Here is a 23,363-nt window from a genome sequence, read left to right on the forward strand (position 1 = left end):
TTATACCAGTCCATGTTTATCCGGTTATTCAAAATCCACAGTTATCGTTTCAAACCGGGGTACAGTCGGCAGCGCATTCGTTACCGGCCTGAAGAATACCTCCAGATTCAGCTTACCTGGCTCAAAAATAATGATTTGTTGGGTCCCGAGGGTGTACAGATCACCATCCGTCTGCTCCCGTGGTTCTTCCCCGCTGTAGTAGGCAGCAATGGATTTCAGTTCATCCAGCGAAACTTCTTCTCCTTTGGACTTGAGTTCCTGTTTCATACTTTCAAATCTTGCAGTGTTGCCCAGGAAATAGGAGTGATTATTGAAATTACCTTTTAGCAAAAATGAGTTTACGGTTCCTATGGAGTCAGGAATATCCCAGGCGATTTTCCCGTTAAATTTGGACTGTTCTGTCCGGAGGCCACGAATACTGTTGGTTCTCCCTGCTACATTGTTTTCCAGGACTTTGCTTACCGACGGATCACTCAGGAATATCAAATGGCTAAAAGCGTACGTCCGGTCAGGCGATTTCAGATAATCAGCAACCTCATCTATCGTCTGATAATGTTCAAGCGCATACCGCAAATCCATAGGGTAAGAATATTTCGATGAGGAAGAATACATAAGCCCCGTCCCTGCATCCAGAATCGATCCGAATACCTTATCATCATTAAATCCTGAGATCGTTCCCATATATCCCAAATACCCGATCGTAACCATTGATTTGTCAGAATTCTTGTACGTTACTACAGCCTGTAGACGGGAAAGCTGGTTCTGTGTTCCGCTATACCATTCCAGAATTCTCGCTGTCATGGTTTCTTGAGTCTCCGACCTTTGACCATATACGCTAAGTGCTGAACATTGAGTTCCTCTTGCAACATCCGGGAACAGGTTGATCAGAAAAAGCTCGTCGGCAGAAAGCTTCCCGTCTCCTCTGCTATTCTGGGTCATTCCTGATAAATTGGAGGCAATGCCTTCAATTTCATCGACATAATCCGGATTCAGCTGAGGTTTGATATCATTAACTCTTGCTAAAAGGTAGTCAAGGTCTTGGCTGCTCTTGGCCGTTTCCGCTAAATAGGAATCGAGAAGGGCTTCATATTGAGGCATAGCTTGCAGAATCGCCGCACCATAGGCCTTGCCCATATCATAATGTGATGTACCCGCAGTAAAATCAAGCACCACCTCAAAGTGGCTGCCTTTATTGACCACTGAAACAGGTTCTTTGGGTACTGCAGCTTCCTTACCGGCAGTACAGCCAGCTAGATGTACAATTAGAATGATGAATGTGCTTAACTTTAAATATTTCTTCATATTCATCTCCATTCCGCCGCCAAGAGGCGAACTATACGGGGGAAGTATGCTTCTCCCGGGATTATGATATACTGGTTTAGGTGCCTAGATCATAACAGGTACTGTGAAGGTTTAATATGATGTATGTATAGTGAGGTTTTAGAAATGACAAATAACTTTTGGCGTGATTTGCCGCGCCCGTTTTTTATATTGGCGCCGATGGAAGATGTGACGGATGTTGTGTTCCGCCATGTTGTAAGTGCAGCGGCCAGACCGGATGTGTTTTTTACGGAGTTTGCGAATACAGAGAGCTATTGCCACCCGGAGGGAAACCATGCGGTGCGCGGGCGTCTGACGTTTACAGAGGATGAACAGCCGATGGTAGCGCATATCTGGGGGGACAAGCCGGAATTTTTCCGAGAGATGAGCATCGGGATGGCCAAAGAAGGCTTCAAAGGCATCGACATTAACATGGGCTGCCCTGTAGCGAATGTAGCGGAGAACGGGAAGGGAAGCGGCCTGATCTGCCGTCCGGAACTTGCCGCGGAGATCATCCAGGCTGCCAAAGCCGGCGGACTGCCTGTCAGCGTCAAAACAAGACTTGGCTTCACGGAGGTCGACGAATGGCGCGGCTGGTTAACCCATATTTTGCAGCAGGACATTGTGAATCTGTCCATTCATCTGCGCACAAGAGAAGAAATGAGCAAAGTAGCTGCCCACTGGGAACTGATTCCGGAGATCAAAAAGCTGCGTGATGAGATAGCACCAAATACACTGCTGACCATTAATGGAGATATTCTGGACCGTCAGGCTGGCCTTAAACTCGCTGAAGAGTATGGTGTGGATGGGATAATGATCGGGCGCGGGATTTTTCAGAATCCGTTTGCGTTTGAGAAAGAGCCGCAGGAGCACAGCAGCGAAGAGCTGCTGGATCTGCTGCGGCTGCATCTGGATCTTTTTGATCAATATTCAGGACTGGAGGCACGTTCGTTCCGGCCTTTGCAGCGGTTCTTCAAAATCTATGTCCGCGGTTTCCGCGGAGCAGGTGAATTAAGAAATACCTTAATGAACACCAGGTCCACAAGTGAAGTGCGTGCGCTGCTCGATGAATTTGCAAGCAAGGCGCAGGATGAGGCGGAGGAACGTGAGGATCAATCGTAAATGACGAATTTCCCGTCTTCATGCAGCTTTTGGATGGATTCCACCATATGATGAATTTGGTCGTCGGAGTGTCTTTCCCATAAACCCAATTCGGCTATGATTTTGAGTGGTGATTTAGATCTGTAGGAGCGTGTCGGGTTACCGGGGAATCTTTTGTCCGTTACGTTCGGGTCATTTTCAAACTCGCCTAAGGGTTCTACCATATAAATTCTTTCTTTGGCATCAGAAGCTGCTAATTCGGCACCCCACTTGGCAGCTTCTAACGTAGCCGTGAAATAGATGTAGTTGGATTTTTTGTTCTGGTAATTGGATAAGTATTGAGGCTCCAACAAATCTCCAAGCTTCAGCTCGGCCTTCGTACCGTGAAAAAAAGGACCTCTATCCAGCACATCGTTTTGGTTACTACTCATATGGATCCACCTCTTCTTTGCGATTGGTATACCCTAGTATAGGGTGCGAACCCGCAAAAATGTAGTCTGTAAATTCATTATGAACCGAAGTATAATTAAAGTAGAGAAGAAGATCGGATGGCGGTGGAGGGTGTCCATCGCTTTTTTTGCATTCTGTGTGCTGTCTGCTGCTGAAGATAACGTCTATTTCAGACTTAGTCTAGATGATTAGGGGAGTGTAACATGACAGGAAGAAATGACCCTTGTACCTGTGGAAGCGGAAAAAAGTATAAGCAGTGCTGTTTGCGTAAGCAATCGGAGGATCAGAGTCAACAGGTGAAGGCGCGGCACTTTTTCGACCGGAAACAGAAATTGACTACAGACCTGTATACCTTTATGGCTCAAAAACAAGGCGGAGAATGGACATTCGACCATCAAAAAATCAAACCCTTCGACTCTTCTTTAGGTTTTTTCAGAGACGGTGCCGGGGACATGCATGTGTATTTCTTTCGTGTATATGACAACGGGTTGCGCGGAATAGACTGGTTCCTGCAAGAGAGAGGCCAGAGGTACTCCGGAGAAGACCGGGAGATGCTTGAAAGATGGCGGGAAATGAAGGTGTCCTGCTATCAGCTGGTGGATCAATATGAACAAGGCGGCGTGATTGAAGACATCTGGTCCAAAGAAAGGTATCGTATGCCTTACAGTGAAACGATGCCCAAGCTTCCTCCCTGGACGGTATCGGTAGGCATGCTTGAGCCATATTTTGACGATTGGTGTATTCATGGAGTGTTTATGTGGGGCTCTCCAGATGTAGCAGCCGAAGTAATGTCCCGGGTAGAGCGTCTGCAGGAAGAACAGGCCCAGGCTTCAGGACAGAAGCTGTCTCCTTCAGACATTCTGGCCCGCAGCTATCCGGAAATACTTGTATTATGCGACAGAATAAATAAAAGCCCCAAAAATCCGGTTAGTAACCTTGCGGACATGAGAGAGAAAATTTATGTAACACGGGAGTATACTTGTAAGTCGCCTGAACTGCTCGAAAAAATGCTGCTGGGCTTGGGGAATGAATATATTCTGATGCCGGCGGCCAATCCTGAAGAAGGTACAACTGTTATCAACCGGATAAACACGCAGGATGGAATATTGGACAGCCTTCCGGCAGACCGCAGGGAACAGCTTTGCCTGGATGAGATTCATATTTTGGATAGCTTAGTCAATTTTGAAATCGGTAGACAGAGGGTAACCGTCACGGGCTGGCATAGTGAGGAGCTGGAAGCTGTACTTACGCTGTTGGAATCGGAGTGGTCTGAAGCTGCCGGTCTGACTCAGGTCCATGAAGAAAGAGAAGCGAGTCATTTTCCCATGGGGATTATGCCTAAAGAATACAACATACTAACGGACAAGAAACTCTCCGGTCAAGAGCTCAAAGCTTACGAGAGTCTTCCGGGAATGCTGCAATGGTATCACGATACACGAGAGAAGCATCCCGAAGAGGCTGCCGAAATCTTTGTGAAGAGAAGAGAATATGAGCAATATCGAATGAATCCGGAGCTATACAAACTAAAGCTCTTGCGTGTAGCACTGGGATTGCTGAAAAGCCCGTTCACCGGGTAATCATAAGATTGAGGATCGGGGGATCACATGTCCTGGAGCAAATTGAAGCAGCAGCTGGAGAGCTTTCTGAGTCCTGCACTACATGGAAGGGTGGAATACCGCGCACCAGCGTACCGCTATCTGCCTGATAAGTCAGGTACTTGTTATATCTCGGTAGATAAGAAGAACATCCTCAACATGAGCGATAAAAGTAACCGTATCCGGTGGTATCAATCCGAGCTGGAGATCAAAAATGACCCGGATATCCAGATTCCGGTCACCCTTGACGACATTGAAGCCGTCCGAAAAGAGTCCAAGGGGCCAGTCCCGGAAGACCGCCTGATCGTCATGGCCAGAGGCAGAAAAAGTACAGAACATGCCAAAGAGCTAATGTCAGCGCAGGCAGCGCTCGTCAAATCGAATTTTATGGTAGTGGCTAACAAGTTCCTGACTACTCCTATCGAGGAAAGCCTGGAGAGCAATGATATGGTACTGAATATTCTGGCTCTGGTGGACAAAAGAGTGGGAAAGAAGCGGATCTTGAATATGTCCGAGAAGATGAGGCTGAAGCATCCGATTGTGCAGTATTTTTATGAGCTGCGGCGGTGGACGGTGTGAGGCGTATTCCAATATTGAAAAAAGCTTAATTAGCTCCACCGACAGCAGCTGTCGGTGGAGCTTGTTTGTTTAAGGCGATTTATTGACACCCATAACTTCTGGAATTAATTTCAAAATGGCCAATACAATATAGTACCCTGCGGACCGTCTTATGGCGGCACACAGTAAATTATTATAGGAGGTTTTAGCTATTGAATAAAACTCTTCCAACCAGAGCCTTATCTCTTTTGGTAGTTGCAGCGGTATTTCTATCCCTTTTCTTCACGGTTTTACCGCGGGCAGACGCGGCCGCCAGAGGAGCATGGGCTCCCAATACGGCCTATGCATTAAATGATACGGTAACCTATAGTGGAAGCACTTATACCTGTCTTCAGGCGCATACATCCCTAACAGGCTGGGAGCCATCGAATGTACCTGCTTTATGGAAGAGCGGAACAACAGCCACACCGGTGCCAACACCTCAACCCACAACACCCCCGGCAACAAACGGGGTTACATTCTATGCGGATATAGACTATGGCGGAAAGGCTGTCACCCTGGGAACGGGCAACTATGTACTCTCCCAGCTGAATGCTTCCGGAATTCCGAACGACTGGATGTCCTCGCTTAAGGTTCCTGGCGGCTGGACGGTTGACGTCTATGAGAATGATAATTTTGGCGGGACCAAGTGGACCTATACGGCAAATTCATCCTGGGTCGGCGACGGTGTCAATGACAAAATGACTTCGGTTAAAATCTACATTGGTTCGCCGCCTGCTTCTGTAACCAAACCTTCCGAGGTTCCAAGCCAAATATGGACCTATGTAATGAACGTGGACAATAAATTCGGTAAAGGCGGGGATTTTGCCTTATTGCTGAGTGCGGTGATCAAGAAGGAAAGCAGCTTTGGAGCAGGTCTGCCGGGCAGCCCATCCGCCGGTGACGGATTGATGCAGGTAGAGCCTAACACACGTAATGCCTATCTCTCCCAATTCAGCGCCAAATTCGGCCGCACGTATAATCACAGCAGTGAACAGGACCAGGTCGCCTTGGGCGGGCTGATTCTGGATGAGAAGATTGCCAGGTTCGGAAACATCTATAACGGATTGCTGCACTATAACGGAGGAGACAACTGGTATCCGGGCGCGACAGACTCCTATGGCCGTCCTATTCTGGCAGACCAATATGCCAATGCCGTTTATGCTACCTATAAGGGGTATGGGGGGAAGAACTAAGCGGAGAATAGAATGAATTTGCCGGCTTATGATATACTTGGGGATGAAATTCAAGCCGATGTCATACTAAATGAAGGTTACGGTTATGCCCAAAAACGATAATATGCTGGCCATCCTATGGATGCTGAACTCCGGGAGGAAAATAACAGCCAAACAAATATCCGAGAAGCTGGAAATCAATATCCGCACGGTATACCGCTATATGGATGCGCTGTGTGCCAGTGGGGTCCCAATCATTTCTGATCCGGGTCATAATGGCGGATACAGCCTGCTGAGCCAGTTCATCAGAGCCCCTCTGCTGTTTGATATGGACGAGAAGAAGGCACTCCTGCACGCAGCCACCTTTGCCAAAGAAGCCGGGTCCCCGATGAGTGAGGCGCTGGACAATGTTGCAGCAAAGCTGAGAATGTATTCCAATCAGGAGCAGGAACATACACTCAGCCGCCATCTAGCAGGCTTTGAAGTGATTAACCGTGTGGGCCCTGCTTCGGTTCAACCGGTGCTCGCGGAATTGGAGCAGGCAGTAGCGGGAGAATTCGCTGTAGAAATAGACTACCGCACAGGACGGGAAGAACAGCCCAAGACCAGGGTGATTGACCCGTATGGCATGGTCTACTGGAACAACAAATGGTATACGGTCGGCTTTTGCCATCTGAAGAAGGAGATCCGCTGCTTCCGGGCAGACCGGATTCTGGCGATCAGGCGGACGCAAATGGGATTTAAGCGTGCTGAAGCTTTCTCGGCCCGGGAATTCTTCATGCAGAATCTGCTGCCCGATCCGGCAGGCACAGAAAAGTTGATCTCTGTCATGATCACAGGCCGGGCCGAGGCGCTGGATGACCTCTGTCTGAATTGGTATTTGGGGCATTATCTGAAGGAGCGGACATCCGGCCAAGCCGTCTTCGTCCTTGAGGAGCAAGCCATGCTGAGCTATGTCCCCGGCGTCCTCCTATCCTACGGCAAATCGGTTCAAGTCCTTGGACCGCAGAGCCTAAAAGATAAGCTGACTGCTATCGCATCAGACTTACTGGAATATTATCAGCTTTAATAGCTTCACTGACAGCGGATGTCAGTGGAGCTATTTTATTATGGGGATAGAGCTGATCACAGAGGGAGAGAGGAATTACTAATGGACAATACAGTATATTTATATGTGTTCGATACGATGGCCGACTGGGAGATCGGCTACTTAACGGCTGAACTGAACTCGGGAAGATATTACAAGCAGGGGCAGCCCGCTTCAAAGATCATTACTGTAGGCATAGACAAGACTCCTGTCACCACCATGGGGGGACTTTCAATATTGCCGGATATCACACTGGATGAATGCAGCATTACAAGCACAGATGCATTAATTCTACCCGGCGGGAATACCTGGACAGAAGCCATTCACGAGCCCATCCTTGAGCTCGCCCGGAGATGTATGCAGGAAGATATCTTAGTTGCCGCCATTTGCGGCGCTACCATGGGGCTTGCCCAGGCAGGTCTGCTGAATTCACGCCCCCATACAAGCAATGATCTGGAGTACCTCAAAATGATCTGTCATCCCTACACAGGTGAAGAGTTCTACATGAAGCAGTCGGCTGTAACGGATGGCAAACTAATCACAGCCTCTGGGATAGCGCCGCTGGAGTTCACCGTACATGTCCTGAAAGCGCTGGATGTAGTGGATTCCGACCGATTGAAGGCCTGGTATAGCCTGTACAAGACCCAGGACGCTAAGTATTTTTATGAGCTGATGGGCTAAAAAATATCTAGAAAAGACTCAAGCAAAATAATGCTTGAGCTTTTTTATTTTCTCCAAATGGATTGTAATCCTTAGTGTGATGCTTTAATATGCTAATTAAATATATCTTAAAGATACATTAAACATGAGGAGGATCCTGTGAAAAGAATCAATACCACCCATTTTGCCATTCTCGGCTTGCTGCGGATTAAGCCCATGAGTGCCTATGAGCTTGTTAAGTTCTCGAAGGAAAGCATCGGCTTGTTCTGGAACGAATCTTATGGACACATACATAAAAGCATCAAACAGCTGGAGGCAGAGGGTTCAGTGTCGGTTGTGGAAGAAGCAGAGACGGGAAGACGTAAAATCGTCTACGGCATCACCGGGCAGGGCTGTGACCAGCTGGATGCTTGGTTAGCCCAGAAGCCGGAGGAATCGGTGATGCGAAACGAGCTGCTGATGAAAATCTTTGTCTCCGAGGAACGTCATATCCCGCAGCTGGTTGCTTTTCTCGAGGAAGAATTAGAAGCAAGTAGGCAATATGCTGCGATACTTGCAGGAATTAAAGGTAGCGTTCCCGGCGGAGAAAGCAAGCAAGCCCAGCTCTGGTTGTTGACGCTCGACTACGGTGAAAGATATCTGCGGATGACCATTGAATGGTGTCAACATGCACTGGAGACGTTAAACCAACCACACAGGGGGCGTACAAATGACTAAACAACGGCTTAACCTGTTTTCCATCCTTCTGATCACGATCGTGGTGATTGCTTGTGCCCCTCTTCTGCTCTGGTTCAGAAGCAGTCCGCCCCTCGCATTACAGGTATTCGACAACGCTGTGTACAATCTGGAGATTAGTTATCAAATTACGGCATTGGCATTGGCTGTACTCGTGATTGGCATTGTATATGGGATGACAGGTAGAAGGGGACTTGCATATTTAAACCTCAAAAGACTGGATGGTACCATCCGGCCTGAACCGTGGATCGGCATCAAGCCTAAAGTAACAGAGACGTGGAAGAACTTAGGCCTAAACTTTGCGGTCGTAATTACGCTGGTAACGGCGGTCGTCATCTACTTCCAGGTTGTGCATGGCGGAAGCGTGAGCCTGGAGCTATATCCCGGGGTTATACTGATCCTTGTTTTTGCGCTTATGAATGCTTTTACAGAAGAAATCATCTTCCGGTTCTCGTTTGTTGCTGTTGTCAGCAAATATGGATTCTCCCCGTACGTAGCGCAAGGATTGGCAGCTGCGACCTTTGGCACCGTTCATTATTTTGGGAATCCAGGCGGGATCCCGGGGGTATTGATGGCTGCGTTTATCGGATGGTTCCTGGCCAAATCAATGTTAGAAACCAAAGGATTCTTCTGGGCACTGGCGATTCATTTCTTGCAGGATGTTATTATTTTTAGTGCGTTGTTTATGAAATAGGTGTTCGGAGCACGGTGGTGTGGATGGCTGGGAGTGAGCTTATATAGGGAAGGGGAGAGTCGGTAAATGAGTAGAATAGACGTACATAATTGTAATCTGAATATATGGCCTGATCTGCCTGAGGAGGTATGGGATAAAGTTGCTGATATCTACAAGCGTATGCCTGGCTGGATAGGGTATACAGATGGGATTCCATATTGGTATGGACAGGAGGATAATGATGTCTTTATTGAGGCATCTGTTGAGCCGAGCGGTTTAGCCTTTTATGCGCAGATGGATAAGAGCGAGTGGGATTTCTGGATTGGGAGGTTTAAAGCGGAAGCGACGAAGGTGTTGGGGTTTGAGGTGGGGGAGCCTGAGGATGGGTTTGTGTGATAGAGCGTTGTAGTCGCATAAGGAGAATAAAGAGTATTCTTATAATACGAGGAGGGCTTAGAGGATGTATTAGACAAAGCTATTGAAGCAAACTGGCCTTTTCGTGCCTCTGTACGTCAGCAACATTGGACCTTAAATTAGGAAAAACATACTTTTGTACGATATATTGATAACAAGTTGTATGGAAATGGATTGTACCTTTTGCCGGATTTGTTCTATCTGGTAACTGACCGGTGGAATGCCATGCTACTGAGTACGAGTTCAGGGTTTTTCGGCTTCGAAAGATACCATCATCATGCGGCCATTCTACATTGTTCACAAAAAAAGAGAGAATACTAGGTTCTCTCTCACACGATATTTATTTAATCCATTCCTAGCCCTGAAACCTGTGTTGATTAGCGATATGAGAACTTATGCTATTGAATGCTGTCTAGAAGGTGACGGCATCATTGGTATAGCCAAGTCCTTTTATTTTCCATTTACTCCCAGGGGAGTTGTCCAAAAAAATCCTCTGAGCTTTATTTAGGGTGATCATGTCCTCGATCGTTTTCAATGATCATTTTTAAGTTGTCCAGGTGTTCTTTGATCTTATGAAGGATTTCTTCGACCACTTCGTTCAATCCGATCTTGCTATCCCCCAAAAATTTGGAGATTGCATCGGTGTAGGAATTGATCACCTTTTTCTTTTTCAGAGAATAAAAATGTCCGGTCGTTCGTAATTTTTATAGGGTGAGATTATAGCTTGAATTTGAGAAACATTACCCATTTTCCTGAGCTTGTATGAGTTCTAAAAATTCTAAAACTATCGTAGATACTGCGTCTTCTAAAGGCAATCGTATATATTTACTTACTCTAAGAATGTCTTCTTTGTATAATTCAATCAGTTTTAACATTGCTTCGGGGTCTTTGTGTTTAGCACCTTCTAACAATTCTATAAATTCATCATCTGAGATAATTGGTTGATCATCTTTCTTTTCCATTTGTTCACCGCCTGTTGACTAATATGAAGTTGCCGAGATACCTCAGCCTCAGTTAGATCTTGGTAATACAGCTTCTCAATAATTAACTTTCCTTGAGGAGGTAAAGTATCAAGCAACGCTCGGGTACAAAAATCATCTTCATGTGACGCATTACTTATTTTAAAGGAAGTTACATTATCCAAAAACGAGCATTCATGATTCGTAATTTTCTTAGACCGATACTGTACTCTCCAGCCAATACGATAAATCTCACTTTTATACTGTTCGTACACAGTTATCTGATTTTTCACAGTAATGTTCACCTCTCCCTTGATGAGTTGTTTTAAATGTAGGGAAAAAATGGCATTATTTTTACAACTTAAAGAACATATGTTCTTATTTACTATACTATTTTATTTTATATTTGTGAATATAAGCTAAATCTACTTTGAGCATATATAACAATAAGTTAGGAAGAAGATTATGGCCACGGCGGAAGTAGATTTGTTAAATATAAACGTTGGTTTTCCAGTAACACTGTGCCTTAAATTAACTAGTTGCGTATATAAACACTGAGGGAAATTAGATGAAGTAATTGCCTTTATTAATGAACTATTAAAACAGAATTCTATTAAGTAAAGGGGGAAATGCGAAAAGTAATTCTATCACTTTAAAATTAATAAAACTGGTATCATCTTCTAAGTACTGAAATGAAACAATAATTATGTTCATTGGTTGTAATAGCTTATTCAAAAACTCCCTTATATGTGAGAAGCAAATAAAGTGGCCAGCTTCTTAGTCTGATCAGATATAAAAAATTAAGGGAGAGAATAGATATGGCGTACACTTATGCAAGTTATACCGCTTCAAATGGAGTAGTATTATATACACTTAAGACTTCTCCAAACAATGTTTATATAAAAAATATTGGTAGTGTACCGGTCACAGGACAAAGTACGACTGGTGTTAATGGAGGCTATTTTGACCCCAATACAGGTAACTTGCTTCAAATTGCTGTAAATAATGACGTGGCTGTAAATGGAACCGGATATGGGGGAGGATCTGCAAATCTTGGTTCAGTTCCGAGAGGAACTTTAGTATGGGATAGTACTGAAAGTCAATTCTCAGTACAGGTTAAGCAGACAAAGGATCAATTAGCTGTGGTGAAACGAACTGCTTATTGGGCACAAGGAGGTATCAGTATGTCCCTGAATAGCGATAGTACATGGGCTGCTCAAGCGGACAGTGAAAATATGCAAAACAGAACTGGATCTGTAGAGAGAACCGGACTGGTTTATAATAGTACTAATAACATCTGGTTAGTTGTAACACCAACCAAATGCACCGCAGCGGCATTTAGAACTGCCATTAAAGAAAAAGTAGGATCAGGTACTCTTGTTAACGGGATTTTCTTGGACGGTGGTAGTTCTACTCAAATAACTTCTGCTGAAAAGACATATGGAGCCTCGACTCGGCCCGTTTACCAGATGGTAGCACTGAGAAGCTAAACTTTTATCTACGCATTCTTCCTCAGCAATAAAAAACCATTCCCCGTTGTGTTCTGACGGGGAATGCTTTTATTTTTTTTGATTTATGTAAAGATTAAAATTCATGGAATAATTAATTCATACAGAGCAAGTAACTTTTTTGATTAAGGTTCGTCTATAATAAGAGAATTGTATAAGAATGGAGGAATTATAAAATGAATACAATTTGCAAATGTATTGGTGGAGCTTTGGTTATAGGTATATTAGCCGGTTGTGCTGATAATTCCACAAATATTAGACAAGAACCTGCTAATCAGCAGGTGGAAAATTCTGCGACCCAACTACCGTCGAATCAAAGTGAATTTAGGTCAGGTGTATTCATTGATTTACAAGATGTTAATGATAACTTGTTTAATGAAGAAATTAAAAACAGTTTAAGTATATTGATGGATGCTCTAGTAAACAAGAATGAGCAAGACTTCAAGAAAGCCTTTGCCGATAATCAATCTGCCGAAGCACATAACTTCATGTTTGGAAAAGATTATTCATTTGACAAGATAAATACCATCGAACAAGACTCAGCTGGAAGAACTATTGTTTCTTTGGTAGTTAAGATTAAAGATGATTCAGATATTCAAGAACACAATCTTTTCTTTTATTTTGTAAAGGATGATCAGGGGAGTTGGGGATTGAGAACTATAGATTAATTTATAACGGCAAAGTTATTAAATTGATAATTAGCAGAAATATTTAATGAGGGCTTCTGATTAACAGGAGTCTTTTTCTGTTTGTTATGTAGGAATTTCATGGAATTATACGGAGGATTGGGCTATCATTATTTTGTGCAGAGCAAGTGTTAGAGATTGAATTTGAACAACATGACGGGGGTACATATGGACAAATTAATCGAGAAAATTATAGAGTTCCGCGACGAGAGGGACTGGAAGCAATTCCATGATCCCAAGGATCTGGCGCTCTCAATCACGCTGGAGTCTAGCGAACTGCTGGAGCTTTTTCAATGGAAGAACAGCCAGCAAGCCATAGAGCAACATTATTCCGACATGCAGGACGAGATCGCTGATATTCTCATCTACACGTTAACGCTCGCTCATGATTTGCAAATCGACGTAAAGGATGCCATCCTTCAGAAAATAAACAAAAACGCGGAGAAATATCCGGTATCTAGTTCTAAGGGAAGCTCGCAAAAAAGCACACGGCAGTGAACGAATAGGGGAGAACACCATGATTATCTACGAATCGACCAAGCAGCAATTTATGAATGATGTCACCGAAGATAGTATTGCGGTTAAGATTCATAACCAGTTCGTGCTAAAAGCCGGCAGGGTTTCCATGGGCGAAATCAATGCATGGAATAATTCGATGAACTACCTATATAAAGTACTGAACACACCGACCATTCCAGATGACGTAGGAATCGCGATTGAATATAAAATTCCAGCGTCCTCGAGAAGAATAGATTTCATGATTACGGGCTTGAACGAACAGGATCAATACTCCGTCGTCATTATTGAGCTTAAGCAATGGACAGAAGTTGAAGCGGTTGAGGATGCAGATGGCCTTGTTAAAACATACTTTAACCGAACAAAGACGAGAACGCAGCATCCTTCTTATCAGGCTTGGTCTTATGCCCAGCTGATTAGCGAATATAACGAGACCGTGCAGAATGAAGCAGTGCAGCTCTATCCGTGTGCCTATTTACATAATTATGTACAGACCGATAACGATCCTCTGGTGCATCCTGTCTATAATCAATACCTGGAGGGTGCTCCTATCTTCTCAAAGGGAGATGCTCTAAAGTTAAGAGGATTTATCTCAACTTACATTAAGAAAACGGATAGAACCAAATCGCTGTACCTCATTGAACATGGCAAAATTAAACCCTCAAAGTCGCTGCAGGATTCACTTCTCAGCATGCTGCAGGGAAATCAAGAATTCATCATGATTGACGATCAGAAGGTAGTATATGAGGAAGCGTTAAGATTGGCCCAGCAAGCCCAGGCGGGAAAGAAACAAGTCTTGATTGTCGAAGGAGGCCCGGGGACAGGGAAGTCTGTTCTCGGAATTAATCTTCTGGTAGAGCTTACGGCCCGGGAACTCGTCTGCCAATATGTACCCAAGAATAGTGCACCTCGTGCCGTATATATGAAAAAGCTGCAGAAAAACGTGAAGAAGTCGGTTATTGATAACCTATTCAAGGGATCAGGCGTTTACTATGAAGCTTTGCCCAATGAATTTGATTGCTTGATTGTTGATGAGGCGCATCGCTTAAATGATAAGTCGGGTCTGTTCAAAAATAAAGGAATGAATCAAACCATGGAGATTATCCGTGCTTCCCGGTTTTCAGTGTTTTTTATCGATGAATATCAGAAGATCGCGATGCACGATGTTGGCAGCAAAGAGCAGATTAGACAATATGCGGAGCAATGTAATATTACTGCGTCTCAGGCGTGTTTTTTTTAGTATACTACTTTGCATTAGTAAACAACGGGCAGCAACCCGAGAACCACTATTTCAAGAATGTCAAAGAATATTTAAAAGGTTTTTTTTATATAACTTTATGGACAATAAAATAATTAAAGGGGTGTGAATATGTGTTAGATGAAAGGATAAAACAAGGAATATATGGTCTTTCGAAAGGGACTAGTATAAATGATATTGTTACAACATGGTTAATGATGGGTGATACAACCGAAGATAAAGTATCTATTATATCCTTAGATAATTATCACCGAAGTGCATACCCCATGGATTTGAAGGATTTAATTAATACTACTGATAGTCATTTCATATCTTACTTTGAAACCGATAAACTTTATTTTATTGATAATGATTTACTACATGAGACATATATGAATGGTGAGAAGGACACCATATTTAGGCTTGATTATTCTATAATGCTTGATACTAACTATGCTAGCTATATTCACAAATTCATAAATTTTGATTGGTCTACGCTTAATAATGAAGTGTTTTCTTCTATTGATTTACTTATTAGAAATAATTTTAATTATGATCATATTTTTTACATGATAGAGAACTATAAGAATTCTTTTGTGAATATAGAAGGAGAAAGCGCAGAGGCAATTAAGGACAAAAAGACAAAGTTATATCAAAACTTGGTTAGTCTTGAGCTCTTTAAAAGTATTAATAGAGAAAAATATATAAGTACAGGAAGGTTACATTATGATATTACAGAAAATGAAGCACAATTATTAGCGGATCAAACATTTAACGGAATCTATAATTCTGCACATGCAACCGAAATGTTGGATTATTACTTTTCTATACAGAGACAAATGGTACTCTTAATAATTGGCATAATGCAAATAAAATTTGGTCCCAAAATAACAGTGCAAAAAAAACTACAAAGGCTGTTTGAATACTGCACCAATGTTGTCGGTACTTACTTCGATAGAGAGATGGTTATTGCTCACAAGTATTTCAGTTCGCAAAATGATGTTAAAATTCTCAATAAAATTAATAAGGGAATACGGGCCGAAAAAATATTGCACCTCATTGAAAATATAGCGTGGGATTTTTCTGTTCCAAGGATTATGGAACGACAGCTCATACTTGGTGGACAGGGAAGATACTTTATTCCTTTTTTTCTTAGTAATGATCAAAATTTAAGAGAACTGTTACGACTTTTCAAAGTTAAAGGAATTATATATAGTAAATCAAATTACTTTTTCATACCTTTCAATGGAACTAATAGTCAAATGTATTTTGAGGCCCATAAGTTTAAGATTGAACCATACTTTACTGAAGAAGCACTTCTACGTAGAGCAGAAATAAAAGCTTATAACCAAGATAATCTTCCACAGGTGATTAACAGGGAGTTTGAAAAATTATTAAGCATTTTATGTATATGAAAATTCCGTTTTCAACTTAGGAATTTTGAATGGAATTATTGAGTATCACTCTCCCTTGAAACAAAGTATATATATTTATTTATAATCCATATTTAAAATAATTCACTGATAATGCAATTTGTTTAATCTAAAGTTTTTGAGAACTTGATAATCGTATTAAAGCAAAATTCACCTTGTGTACAATAAATTTATCCACTACAGCTGATACCTCACTAACTGAATATGAGGAGATTGAATGCACTACAGCATCACATGCGTATCATGACGATGAAAAGCGCCTCAACTGATTGAATTCGGTTAGGAATCCAAGGATCAGGGAGTTCCATTTAGTCGCAATGAAGCGGTTCAGGCCCAGAACCGAAAAATGGAAGAATTCATCAATTGGCTATATCAGGACAAGAGTCGACATGCAGCACCATTACGTCATTAAGTATCCGTGATCACTGTCAAGAAGGTGATGGGGATGAGCTTCAACTCATATTCTATTTTTGGACTGTCCAACGACGGTCCTTTTCTTTGGTCTACACTCCGCTTAAAGGGGTATCTTCCTCTATTGTCGAATAACCATACATATTGTAAATCTGGATCAAACGAGGTTTTGTTAGGCTGAGTAAGTTATTGTCTCTCTTCAAAAATCCTACTATAAGCCGGCGTAGTGCGAAAGGCACAAGCTCCACAGTCAAAACCGATGTTGCTTCCACACGAATCGTAGAGATGGGCGAGTATAAAAAATATTTAATTAGACCAGCTGCTTTAGGTCTGTAAGTCGTTAAGCGATTTATTGCTTCCTAATCCCAGGTCCCGGACAGGTTACGTCCAGGGATCATATAGTAATCTCCCTGCTCTGATTGCTTGTTATTGAGACGAAGAACTAGAATGGAGAAATTAAAGGTGGCCGTTCCGATTAACAATGGACGATGAGCGATAATACAAGATGTATAATCGTACATATTAAGGCTGTTGAGAGTTTTCTTAAGGGCGTCTCTAAAGTGAAATTGATATCGATGGTTTCTTTTGCGATGAAATGTCGCTTTAACATGACCCGAAGCTTCGACAAATTCAATCTGACGAGCTTGTTGTTTGCGAAGTGGAGCTCAGCAAATCCATCTCCAATGAGGTGCTGCATTTGAGAACAGAATGTCCCGAACCATTATTTTCTCAAGTGAAAATTGAATCAATCTATGACCAGCTGAGCCAAGCTAACATTACAGATTCAGGGATCCGCAAGTTTCATGTGGAAAAGATTAAAACTACCAAAACCGTTAACTAGTCTTGGAGGACAACATGCCATTACCCGAATTAATCACACAGATTTTCAAGCGTAAGCAAAAATCATACAAGATGGTCCTGATCTTATCTTTAATTGAAGAACTGAGAGCAACCCATCAGGAGAGGGTCTCGTTCGATCGCGTTAAAGATCGGTTCCTTAACTATTTCATTGCTGAACAAGAAAGAGGTAACCGAGTCGACCAGCCACCAGGACGGGAACTATGGAAAGATGCATCCAAAAGTCAGCTTAAAGATATTATTAACAGCCCTGTTAATGCGCTCTCGCAGATTTTGTTTGTGAATTCAGAGGATAACACTATAGGTTTTCATAGCCAGATTCAAAGACAGCTAGGGGAACAGGAGCTCACACAACTGGAGAGGCATGCCAATGAAGAGCTAGAATCCTATAACTCGGCCTTGCAACATTTTTCTTTACGAGGTTATCTAGAAGGGATTATGTCGGAGTATACTTCTGCCAAAAGAGAGACGTTTGCGGGGCATTCCTTAGGAACTCTGTTTCGGCAGACTCTCCCTTCTGAGCTTAGAAAGCTACCCTTCTTAGACGATCAATACAAAATTCAAGGATCGGTTGGACAAGGGAATTGGGCCACTGTTCCTTGGCTTGCAATTATGGACAAACGCATCACGGAAACGACACAACGTGGGGAATATGTTGTATATCTGTTCGCTGAGGATATGAGTGAAGTCTATCTTACGTTTAACCAAGGCGTGACGTTGCCCATTCAGGAGAGGGGACGTAGAGAGGGCTATGCTTATCTGCGCAATCGTACACAAGAAATCCGGGAACTCCTGCCCCTTACCCATATGAATAAGGATGAGGATATCCATCTAGTTAGTAGTGGTTTAGGCCAAGACTATCAGGTATCAACCGTCGCTTATATTAAGTATGAAAGAGAAGCCGTTCCGAACGACGAACAACTTATTCAAGATCTCCAGAATGTGATAGAAGATTACCGTCTATATGTGAACAACATGACCTCTACAGGTAATGAAGTTAATGAAGAGGAAGTGGAACTATTGCCACAAACACCTGAGCCACTAGAGGACAACCAGATAACAACCCTCCTCCACCAAATCCAATCCCACATCCGCCGCAAAGGCTTCTTCTTCCCGGAGCACCTCATCGAGAACTTTTACTTGTCGCTGAAGACCAAGCCGTTTGTCATCTTGGCGGGCATATCGGGCACGGGGAAGACGCGGCTGGTGAAGCTGTTTGCAGAGGCACTTGGGTCCACGGGGGATAATGGTCAGTTTACCTTGATCCCGGTGCGGCCGGATTGGAGTGATCCTGCGGATCTGCTGGGGTATAAGGATCTATCGGGCAGGTTCAAGCCGGGTCCGCTCACAGAGGTGTTGGTAGAGGCGCGGCAGCCGGAGAATGGGCATAAGCCTTATTTTATCTGCCTGGATGAGATGAACTTGGCCCGGGTGGAGCATTACTTCAGTGATCTGTTAAGTGTGCTGGAGACACAGGATTGGCAGGAGGGGAAGATTACCACGCAGGATCTCATCTCTTCTACACTGCTGGATACGCCGGAGGATCAAGTGAAGTATGGCAGCCTGGGCATCCCGGAGAATGTGTTCCTGATCGGGACGGTGAATATGGACGAGACGACGCATCCTTTTAGCAAAAAGGTACTCGACCGCGCCAACACGCTGGAGTTCAATTACATCAATCTGCAGCAGTATCCGGACATACGTGAACAGGAAGACGCGGATATTTCTGCTGATCTTGCGGAGCTGAACCATCTGTTTCTGCGCGCTGATTATTTGCAGCTGGTGGACGCTTATGATGCCAATAAACAACTCGTGGTCCGGACCACGGAAAGATTGGTTAAGATTAATAGCTTGCTGGAGGACATCCACGCACATGTGGGCTTCCGGGTCCGTGATGCGATTTGCTTCTATATGATCTATAACGAACGGTACCAGCTGATGGATGAGGATCAGGCGTTTGACTGGCAGCTGCTGCAAAAGATTTTGCCGCGTATCCAAGGCAGCCACTCCTCGGTGCGACGGGTTTTGCTGAACTTGATGAAGGTGGCAATTGGTAATGGCGGGGCCGGGATAGTAAACCTTCAAGATCATATGGAGGATGCCTCTCCGCTCTATATGAAATGGGCTGCGGGCCAGACTCCGCCAACGGCTGTACATCCGCAAAGTGCGCGTAAATTGGCTTTTATGCTTAGGAGGCTGGAGGAAGATGGATTCACCTCATACTGGCTCTCTTAATCAGGCGGTAGAATTGCTCCGTGTGGACACGGAGCTTTTTACGCTATTCATTCAAGGACGGCCTTATCATCCTACGGTAGAGACGATGCAGCTTCACCGGTCATCTAGCCAGGAGTGGGTGAATGCGCAGCTTGGGTTGGTGTGCTCCGAAAGGCTGGGGGATGTGCAGATCCAAGTCTTTTCCCCTGAAGCCTACGGGATGGTGGAGTGGCGGCCGGGAGAGGCTGCGTTTCCTTTGTTCTATGAGACCCAGTCGTATGAGCTGGTGATTCAGAAGAAGGCCTCCGTGAACCTATCTTTCCATCATGACAATGTGCTGCTGCGGCAGGCAATCAAGCCTTTGGGGGATTCTATCCTTGCGGGTGCGCTGAATTTCGGGAATGAGGTCGGCCTGACGGAATGGGAAATCCGGGGGGAGGGGCAGAGTCTGCTGCGGGTGGAGATGGAGATTTTCCCCTCGAAGATGGATTACAAGCTGGATTACCAGAACCTTCTGCATGAAGTGAATGAGCAGATTTATAATCTGGCTTTTGACTTCTTGCGCCGGACCTATCAGCTAACAGGCTTGCGGGAGACGCAGCATCAGAGCTTTACGGAGTTTTACACCATACTACAGCATGTCTTTAGACAGCTCTTGGATGCGGTTGAGCGGATTAACAAGAATCCGAATTACGCGCTGCTCCAGGACCGCCGGCTGGTGGATGCGAACCGGGTCAAAAAGGCCGGAAGAGAGAACATCCGCGAGCTCACCAAACATCCCGAACGGCTGAGAGAAGCTAGGGACCATGGATTTTTAACCATCGATGGCCGCAGCTATACCGCTACACATTTGCTGGAGACGCGCAGACGTCTTGCCTATGATACGAATGAGAACCGGTTTATCCGCTGGATGCTGGAACGTATTCATAGGAAGCTGAAGGAGCTCAAAGGCCGCTGGAAGCAGAACAACCGGACCGCAGATCCAGTACTCCTCCGAAAAATCGATACGATGCTTACCCAGCTGGAACGTGTGCTTAAAATGGATTTCCTGCGTGAGGCCGGGAAGCTCAAGGGGATGACAGTTACGCTGGTGCTGCAGATGGCGCCTGGATACCGCGAGGTCTACCGCTTTTATCTCATGCTACTAAAAGGCTTGTCTATTCAGGGTGACCTGCTCCGCTTATCCATGAAGGATGTCGCTCAGCTCTATGAGTATTGGTGCTTTCTCAAGCTGAATCAGCTGCTGGGGCAGAAGTACCGGCTGGTGAAGCAGGATGTGATTAAGGTGAACCGGAACGGGATTTTTGTGACGCTGGACCGCTCGCAGAGTGCCAAGATGGTGTACGAGAATCCGGTCAATGGAGAGCAGTTCATTCTGTATTATAATGCGATACCCAGCACGGATAAGACCCCGACGCTGAGTCAGCGTCCGGATAATGTGCTCACACTGAAGAAGAAGGATGCCGGTACGATCAAGGAGTATAAGTATGTTTTTGATGCCAAATATCGCTTGAATCCTGCTTATGAAGGTACATCTTACGGGCAAAAGTATCGCCAGCCTGGGCCGGAAGAGGACGACATCAACACGATGCACCGTTATCGGGACGCGATTGTGTATCAGGAGCAAGGCACGGGGGAGTATGAACGAAGCATGTTCGGCGCGTATGTGTTATTTCCGTACCCTGACGAGGAGCGGTATAAGACCCATCATTTCTATAAAAGCATTGCGCTGCTGAACATTGGCGCCTTTCCGTTCCTGCCGAATTCCACAAGCCTGGTGGAGCAATTCTTGGATGAGATAATTCAGGACAGTCCGGAAAAAGCTTACGAACGCTCCACACGTCCACGCGGCACGAAAGAGTATTATGCCAACCAGCTGGCGGGCAAAAACGTGCTAGTCGGCTCTGTCCGGGGACCGGAGCAGGTGGGGGTGGCGAGAGAGCATTCTTTTTACCATATGCCATTAAAGAATCTGTCAGATGTCAAAATCCTCACTCAGATCGAATACGTAGCGATGTGCCAATCCCGCAAAAAGTTCATTGATCCAGCCAAGACAGGCATTCACTGGGTAGGAAAGGTTACGGACTGGAAGGTGATACGGCGTAAGGAAATTCAAGAGATCCTTTGCCGCCCGGGGACGGAGGAAGAGCTGTACGTACGATTTACGATTGAGGAATGGAAGGGGTTAGCTGCCCCTATTGCCCTAGGTGGACAAGGGATTCTCACAGTGCTCTATACGAGCAAATACATCCTGGACCGGGCCCATGAAATCGCGGAGCTTCGTTTGGAAACGGAGAATGCACTGCGGGAATGGCGGGAGAAGCGCCGTAAGGGCAGGGTGAAGGTGAAGCTGGATCATGCGGAGTATGTGGATTTGGGGAGGGTTGTGGAGGTTGAAAATTTATAGGATGAAGAAAGTAAATGGTGATTGTCTTTAAGTTGTAAAACATTGTCATCGTGGTATAATGAACTCAGAAACAGCGTACAATGGCAAAGAGAGCCGTGCGGCTAACACGACTCTCCGCGCAATAGCCGCTTTTAAGGGCGGAGGCTTAAAAGGTTATCCATTGAAATAGGACCGCTTACCTTTCACCGGGGCGGCCTATTTCTTTTTGTGGAATGATAGAATACTTGGCAATTTGCGATAAAATAACCTCAAAAGATGTTCAGTCTGATTCGACTGTACGTCTTTTTTTATTGTCATAGTGAACGCCCAAGAAAGCACTAATGAACGGTAACGTAACTTTTTGACTAATTATTCGTCTAATAAATGTAATAAACAACCATATTTTAGGAGGACGGAGAATGAAAAAGTATTTAGTGTGTCTAATGTTACCTGTTTTTGCACTAACGATTATGGCAAATACAGCAATGGCGAGAAGTTCGAATGATATATCTATCATGGTAAACAAAGAGATCGTGAATACGGATGTTTCTCCATACAGCGAACGGGGAACCACCATAGTACCTTTAAATGTTGTTCAACAAATTCCGGGTATCAAAGTGGCCTGGAATAATTCAAATAAAACGATTACTATTGAGCGTAATGAGGAGACAATCAAACTTGTTGCAGGACAGAAGTCAGCTACTATAGGTGAAAAGAAAGTGAACTTACCTGTCGTATCACAAATCAAGAATGGACGTGTTATGGTACCCTTGCGATTTATCGCAGAAGCGGCTGATGCATATGTTGGCTGGAATCCATACGATCGATCTATATATGTTGTAAAATCATCTCCGGAGATGATAGAAAAGACGAAATCAGAAAATTTAACTGAGGCTCGTCAGGCAGCGTTCGAGCTCCCAATCGTCCGAACGCTGAAATCAATGACACAAGGCGATGGTTCAAGTACTCTATTTTACTATTTTCCGGAAGGCCGGGCCGATCAAGTATTTATGTCTATGGGTAATGGAGTGGAGTATCTTGAGGTTATAGACGGAAGGTTGGAACAGAAATGGGTAGCACGATTTGGCGATAAAGGATCTAAAGGTCCATTTTTTCTTGAGAAACTAATTGAAGAAGAGGACGGTACACAGCCTCAGGTCTCCACTAACAGAGTAATTTACTTTAAGCAAATTCTGAAAATTGGAGCTGCTGAATATGGGATTATTGATATCAACGGAAAAGTTACAAATTTAGGCCATCATGAGATGCCGGGTTTGTACGACTTCTTTGATATTCCTGAAGAGGAGGTCCAGAATAACCGCAACATCACCCCATTTTAAGGAAGTGA

General features: G+C 44.3%; 21 protein-coding genes. 17 read left to right on the plus strand and 4 right to left on the minus strand.

Going from position 1 to position 23,363, the window contains the following annotated elements; all coding sequences use genetic code 11:
• Window positions 1–24: 24 nt before the first annotated feature.
• The gene (locus tag C2I18_RS15585) at window positions 25–1,302 is read right to left on the minus strand and encodes a C45 family autoproteolytic acyltransferase/hydrolase (RefSeq protein WP_249896694.1); all 1,278 of its coding nucleotides are present in this window, start codon (window positions 1,300–1,302) and stop codon (window positions 25–27) included.
• A 144-nt stretch (window positions 1,303–1,446) separates the two neighbouring features.
• Between C2I18_RS15585 and C2I18_RS15590 the strand changes: the two genes are divergently transcribed.
• Complete coding sequence (locus C2I18_RS15590; RefSeq protein WP_249896695.1) at window positions 1,447–2,442, plus strand: tRNA dihydrouridine synthase; 996 nt, start codon at window positions 1,447–1,449, stop codon at window positions 2,440–2,442.
• Here C2I18_RS15590 and arr read toward each other — a convergent pair.
• Complete coding sequence (gene arr / locus C2I18_RS15595; RefSeq protein WP_249896696.1) at window positions 2,433–2,852, minus strand: NAD(+)--rifampin ADP-ribosyltransferase; 420 nt, start codon at window positions 2,850–2,852, stop codon at window positions 2,433–2,435. The genes C2I18_RS15590 and arr overlap by 10 nt on opposite strands.
• Before the next feature lie 282 nt (window positions 2,853–3,134).
• Between arr and C2I18_RS15600 the strand changes: the two genes are divergently transcribed.
• The 8 genes from C2I18_RS15600 (at window position 3,135) to C2I18_RS15635 (ending at window position 9,789) form a co-directional block, all read left to right on the plus strand.
• On the plus strand, window positions 3,135–4,448 hold the full coding sequence (locus C2I18_RS15600; protein ID WP_249896697.1) for a hypothetical protein: 1,314 nt from the start codon (window positions 3,135–3,137) through the stop codon (window positions 4,446–4,448).
• Between the two features lie 27 nt (window positions 4,449–4,475).
• On the plus strand, window positions 4,476–5,045 hold the full coding sequence (locus tag C2I18_RS15605) for an SF0329 family protein (RefSeq protein ID WP_249896698.1): 570 nt from the start codon (window positions 4,476–4,478) through the stop codon (window positions 5,043–5,045).
• 191 nt (window positions 5,046–5,236) lie between these two features.
• Window positions 5,237–6,259 (plus strand): carbohydrate-binding protein, encoded by a 1,023-nt coding sequence (locus C2I18_RS15610; protein ID WP_249896699.1) that lies wholly within the window; start codon window positions 5,237–5,239, stop codon window positions 6,257–6,259.
• Between the two features lie 85 nt (window positions 6,260–6,344).
• Complete coding sequence (locus tag C2I18_RS15615; RefSeq protein ID WP_249902136.1) at window positions 6,345–7,307, plus strand: helix-turn-helix transcriptional regulator; 963 nt, start codon at window positions 6,345–6,347, stop codon at window positions 7,305–7,307.
• 81 nt (window positions 7,308–7,388) lie between these two features.
• A complete protein-coding gene (locus C2I18_RS15620) occupies window positions 7,389–8,006 on the plus strand; it encodes a type 1 glutamine amidotransferase family protein (protein ID WP_249896700.1) in 618 nt (205 codons plus the stop codon).
• Window positions 8,007–8,144: 138 nt separating this feature from the next.
• Window positions 8,145–8,702 carry a PadR family transcriptional regulator gene (locus C2I18_RS15625; RefSeq protein WP_249896701.1) on the plus strand — a complete coding sequence of 186 codons (558 nt, stop codon included), beginning with the start codon at window positions 8,145–8,147 and terminating at the stop codon, window positions 8,700–8,702.
• Window positions 8,695–9,414 carry a CPBP family intramembrane glutamic endopeptidase gene (locus tag C2I18_RS15630; protein ID WP_249896702.1) on the plus strand — a complete coding sequence of 240 codons (720 nt, stop codon included), beginning with the start codon at window positions 8,695–8,697 and terminating at the stop codon, window positions 9,412–9,414. Before C2I18_RS15625 ends, C2I18_RS15630 begins: the two co-directional genes overlap by 8 nt.
• 66 nt (window positions 9,415–9,480) lie before the next feature.
• Complete coding sequence (locus C2I18_RS15635; protein WP_249896703.1) at window positions 9,481–9,789, plus strand: hypothetical protein; 309 nt, start codon at window positions 9,481–9,483, stop codon at window positions 9,787–9,789.
• A 758-nt stretch (window positions 9,790–10,547) separates the two neighbouring features.
• On the opposite strand, the gene C2I18_RS15640 is transcribed toward C2I18_RS15635, so the two are convergent.
• On the minus strand, window positions 10,548–10,769 hold the full coding sequence (locus C2I18_RS15640) for a hypothetical protein (RefSeq protein ID WP_249896704.1): 222 nt from the start codon (window positions 10,767–10,769) through the stop codon (window positions 10,548–10,550).
• On the minus strand, window positions 10,721–11,071 hold the full coding sequence (locus C2I18_RS15645) for a sigma factor-like helix-turn-helix DNA-binding protein (protein ID WP_342760303.1): 351 nt from the start codon (window positions 11,069–11,071) through the stop codon (window positions 10,721–10,723). The genes C2I18_RS15640 and C2I18_RS15645 overlap by 49 nt, the downstream gene beginning before the upstream one ends.
• A gap of 513 nt (window positions 11,072–11,584) precedes the next feature.
• Here C2I18_RS15645 and C2I18_RS15650 point away from each other — a divergent pair.
• The 8 genes from C2I18_RS15650 (at window position 11,585) to C2I18_RS15685 (ending at window position 23,355) form a co-directional block, all read left to right on the plus strand.
• The gene (locus C2I18_RS15650; protein WP_249896706.1) at window positions 11,585–12,256 is read left to right on the plus strand and encodes a phosphodiester glycosidase family protein; all 672 of its coding nucleotides are present in this window, start codon (window positions 11,585–11,587) and stop codon (window positions 12,254–12,256) included.
• Between the two features lie 194 nt (window positions 12,257–12,450).
• Window positions 12,451–12,942: a hypothetical protein gene (locus C2I18_RS15655; RefSeq protein WP_249896707.1), complete on the plus strand. Its 492-nt coding sequence runs from the start codon at window positions 12,451–12,453 to the stop codon at window positions 12,940–12,942.
• 186 nt (window positions 12,943–13,128) lie between these two features.
• Entirely contained in the window at window positions 13,129–13,458 is a 330-nt protein-coding gene (locus C2I18_RS15660) for a nucleotide pyrophosphohydrolase (protein WP_249896708.1), read from the plus strand.
• A gap of 19 nt (window positions 13,459–13,477) precedes the next feature.
• Window positions 13,478–14,716 (plus strand): DNA/RNA helicase domain-containing protein, encoded by a 1,239-nt coding sequence (locus C2I18_RS15665; RefSeq protein WP_249896709.1) that lies wholly within the window; start codon window positions 13,478–13,480, stop codon window positions 14,714–14,716.
• 131 nt (window positions 14,717–14,847) lie between these two features.
• A complete protein-coding gene (locus tag C2I18_RS15670; RefSeq protein WP_249896710.1) occupies window positions 14,848–16,128 on the plus strand; it encodes a hypothetical protein in 1,281 nt (426 codons plus the stop codon).
• A 1,284-nt stretch (window positions 16,129–17,412) separates the two neighbouring features.
• On the plus strand, window positions 17,413–19,650 hold the full coding sequence (locus tag C2I18_RS15675; RefSeq protein ID WP_249896711.1) for an MrcB family domain-containing protein: 2,238 nt from the start codon (window positions 17,413–17,415) through the stop codon (window positions 19,648–19,650).
• Window positions 19,622–22,036, plus strand: a complete 2,415-nt coding sequence (locus C2I18_RS15680; RefSeq protein ID WP_249896712.1) for a restriction endonuclease-like protein — start codon at window positions 19,622–19,624, stop codon at window positions 22,034–22,036. The genes C2I18_RS15675 and C2I18_RS15680 overlap by 29 nt, the downstream gene beginning before the upstream one ends.
• Window positions 22,037–22,434: 398 nt before the next feature.
• The gene (locus tag C2I18_RS15685) at window positions 22,435–23,355 is read left to right on the plus strand and encodes a copper amine oxidase N-terminal domain-containing protein (RefSeq protein ID WP_249896713.1); all 921 of its coding nucleotides are present in this window, start codon (window positions 22,435–22,437) and stop codon (window positions 23,353–23,355) included.
• Window positions 23,356–23,363 lie beyond the last annotated feature (8 nt).

Origin of the sequence: Paenibacillus sp. PK3_47, from assembly GCF_023520895.1 — a bacterium.
Taxonomy (GTDB): Bacteria; Bacillota; Bacilli; order Paenibacillales; family Paenibacillaceae; genus Paenibacillus_AQ.

Coding starts and splice junctions, on each gene's coding strand:
- C2I18_RS15675 (WP_249896711.1), top strand. CDS start 17,413: ATGCCATTACCCGAATTAATCACACAGATTTTCAAGCGTAAGCAAAAA.
- C2I18_RS15615 (WP_249902136.1), top strand. CDS start 6,345: ATGCCCAAAAACGATAATATGCTGGCCATCCTATGGATGCTGAACTCC.
- C2I18_RS15590 (WP_249896695.1), top strand. CDS start 1,447: ATGACAAATAACTTTTGGCGTGATTTGCCGCGCCCGTTTTTTATATTG.
- C2I18_RS15655 (WP_249896707.1), top strand. CDS start 12,451: ATGAATACAATTTGCAAATGTATTGGTGGAGCTTTGGTTATAGGTATA.
- C2I18_RS15680 (WP_249896712.1), top strand. CDS start 19,622: ATGGATTCACCTCATACTGGCTCTCTTAATCAGGCGGTAGAATTGCTC.
- C2I18_RS15685 (WP_249896713.1), top strand. CDS start 22,435: ATGAAAAAGTATTTAGTGTGTCTAATGTTACCTGTTTTTGCACTAACG.
- C2I18_RS15605 (WP_249896698.1), top strand. CDS start 4,476: ATGTCCTGGAGCAAATTGAAGCAGCAGCTGGAGAGCTTTCTGAGTCCT.
- C2I18_RS15585 (WP_249896694.1), bottom strand. CDS start 1,302: ATGAAGAAATATTTAAAGTTAAGCACATTCATCATTCTAATTGTACAT.
- C2I18_RS15640 (WP_249896704.1), bottom strand. CDS start 10,769: ATGGAAAAGAAAGATGATCAACCAATTATCTCAGATGATGAATTTATA.
- C2I18_RS15650 (WP_249896706.1), top strand. CDS start 11,585: ATGGCGTACACTTATGCAAGTTATACCGCTTCAAATGGAGTAGTATTA.
- C2I18_RS15660 (WP_249896708.1), top strand. CDS start 13,129: ATGGACAAATTAATCGAGAAAATTATAGAGTTCCGCGACGAGAGGGAC.
- C2I18_RS15620 (WP_249896700.1), top strand. CDS start 7,389: ATGGACAATACAGTATATTTATATGTGTTCGATACGATGGCCGACTGG.
- C2I18_RS15635 (WP_249896703.1), top strand. CDS start 9,481: ATGAGTAGAATAGACGTACATAATTGTAATCTGAATATATGGCCTGAT.
- C2I18_RS15665 (WP_249896709.1), top strand. CDS start 13,478: ATGATTATCTACGAATCGACCAAGCAGCAATTTATGAATGATGTCACC.
- arr (WP_249896696.1), bottom strand. CDS start 2,852: ATGAGTAGTAACCAAAACGATGTGCTGGATAGAGGTCCTTTTTTTCAC.
- C2I18_RS15630 (WP_249896702.1), top strand. CDS start 8,695: ATGACTAAACAACGGCTTAACCTGTTTTCCATCCTTCTGATCACGATC.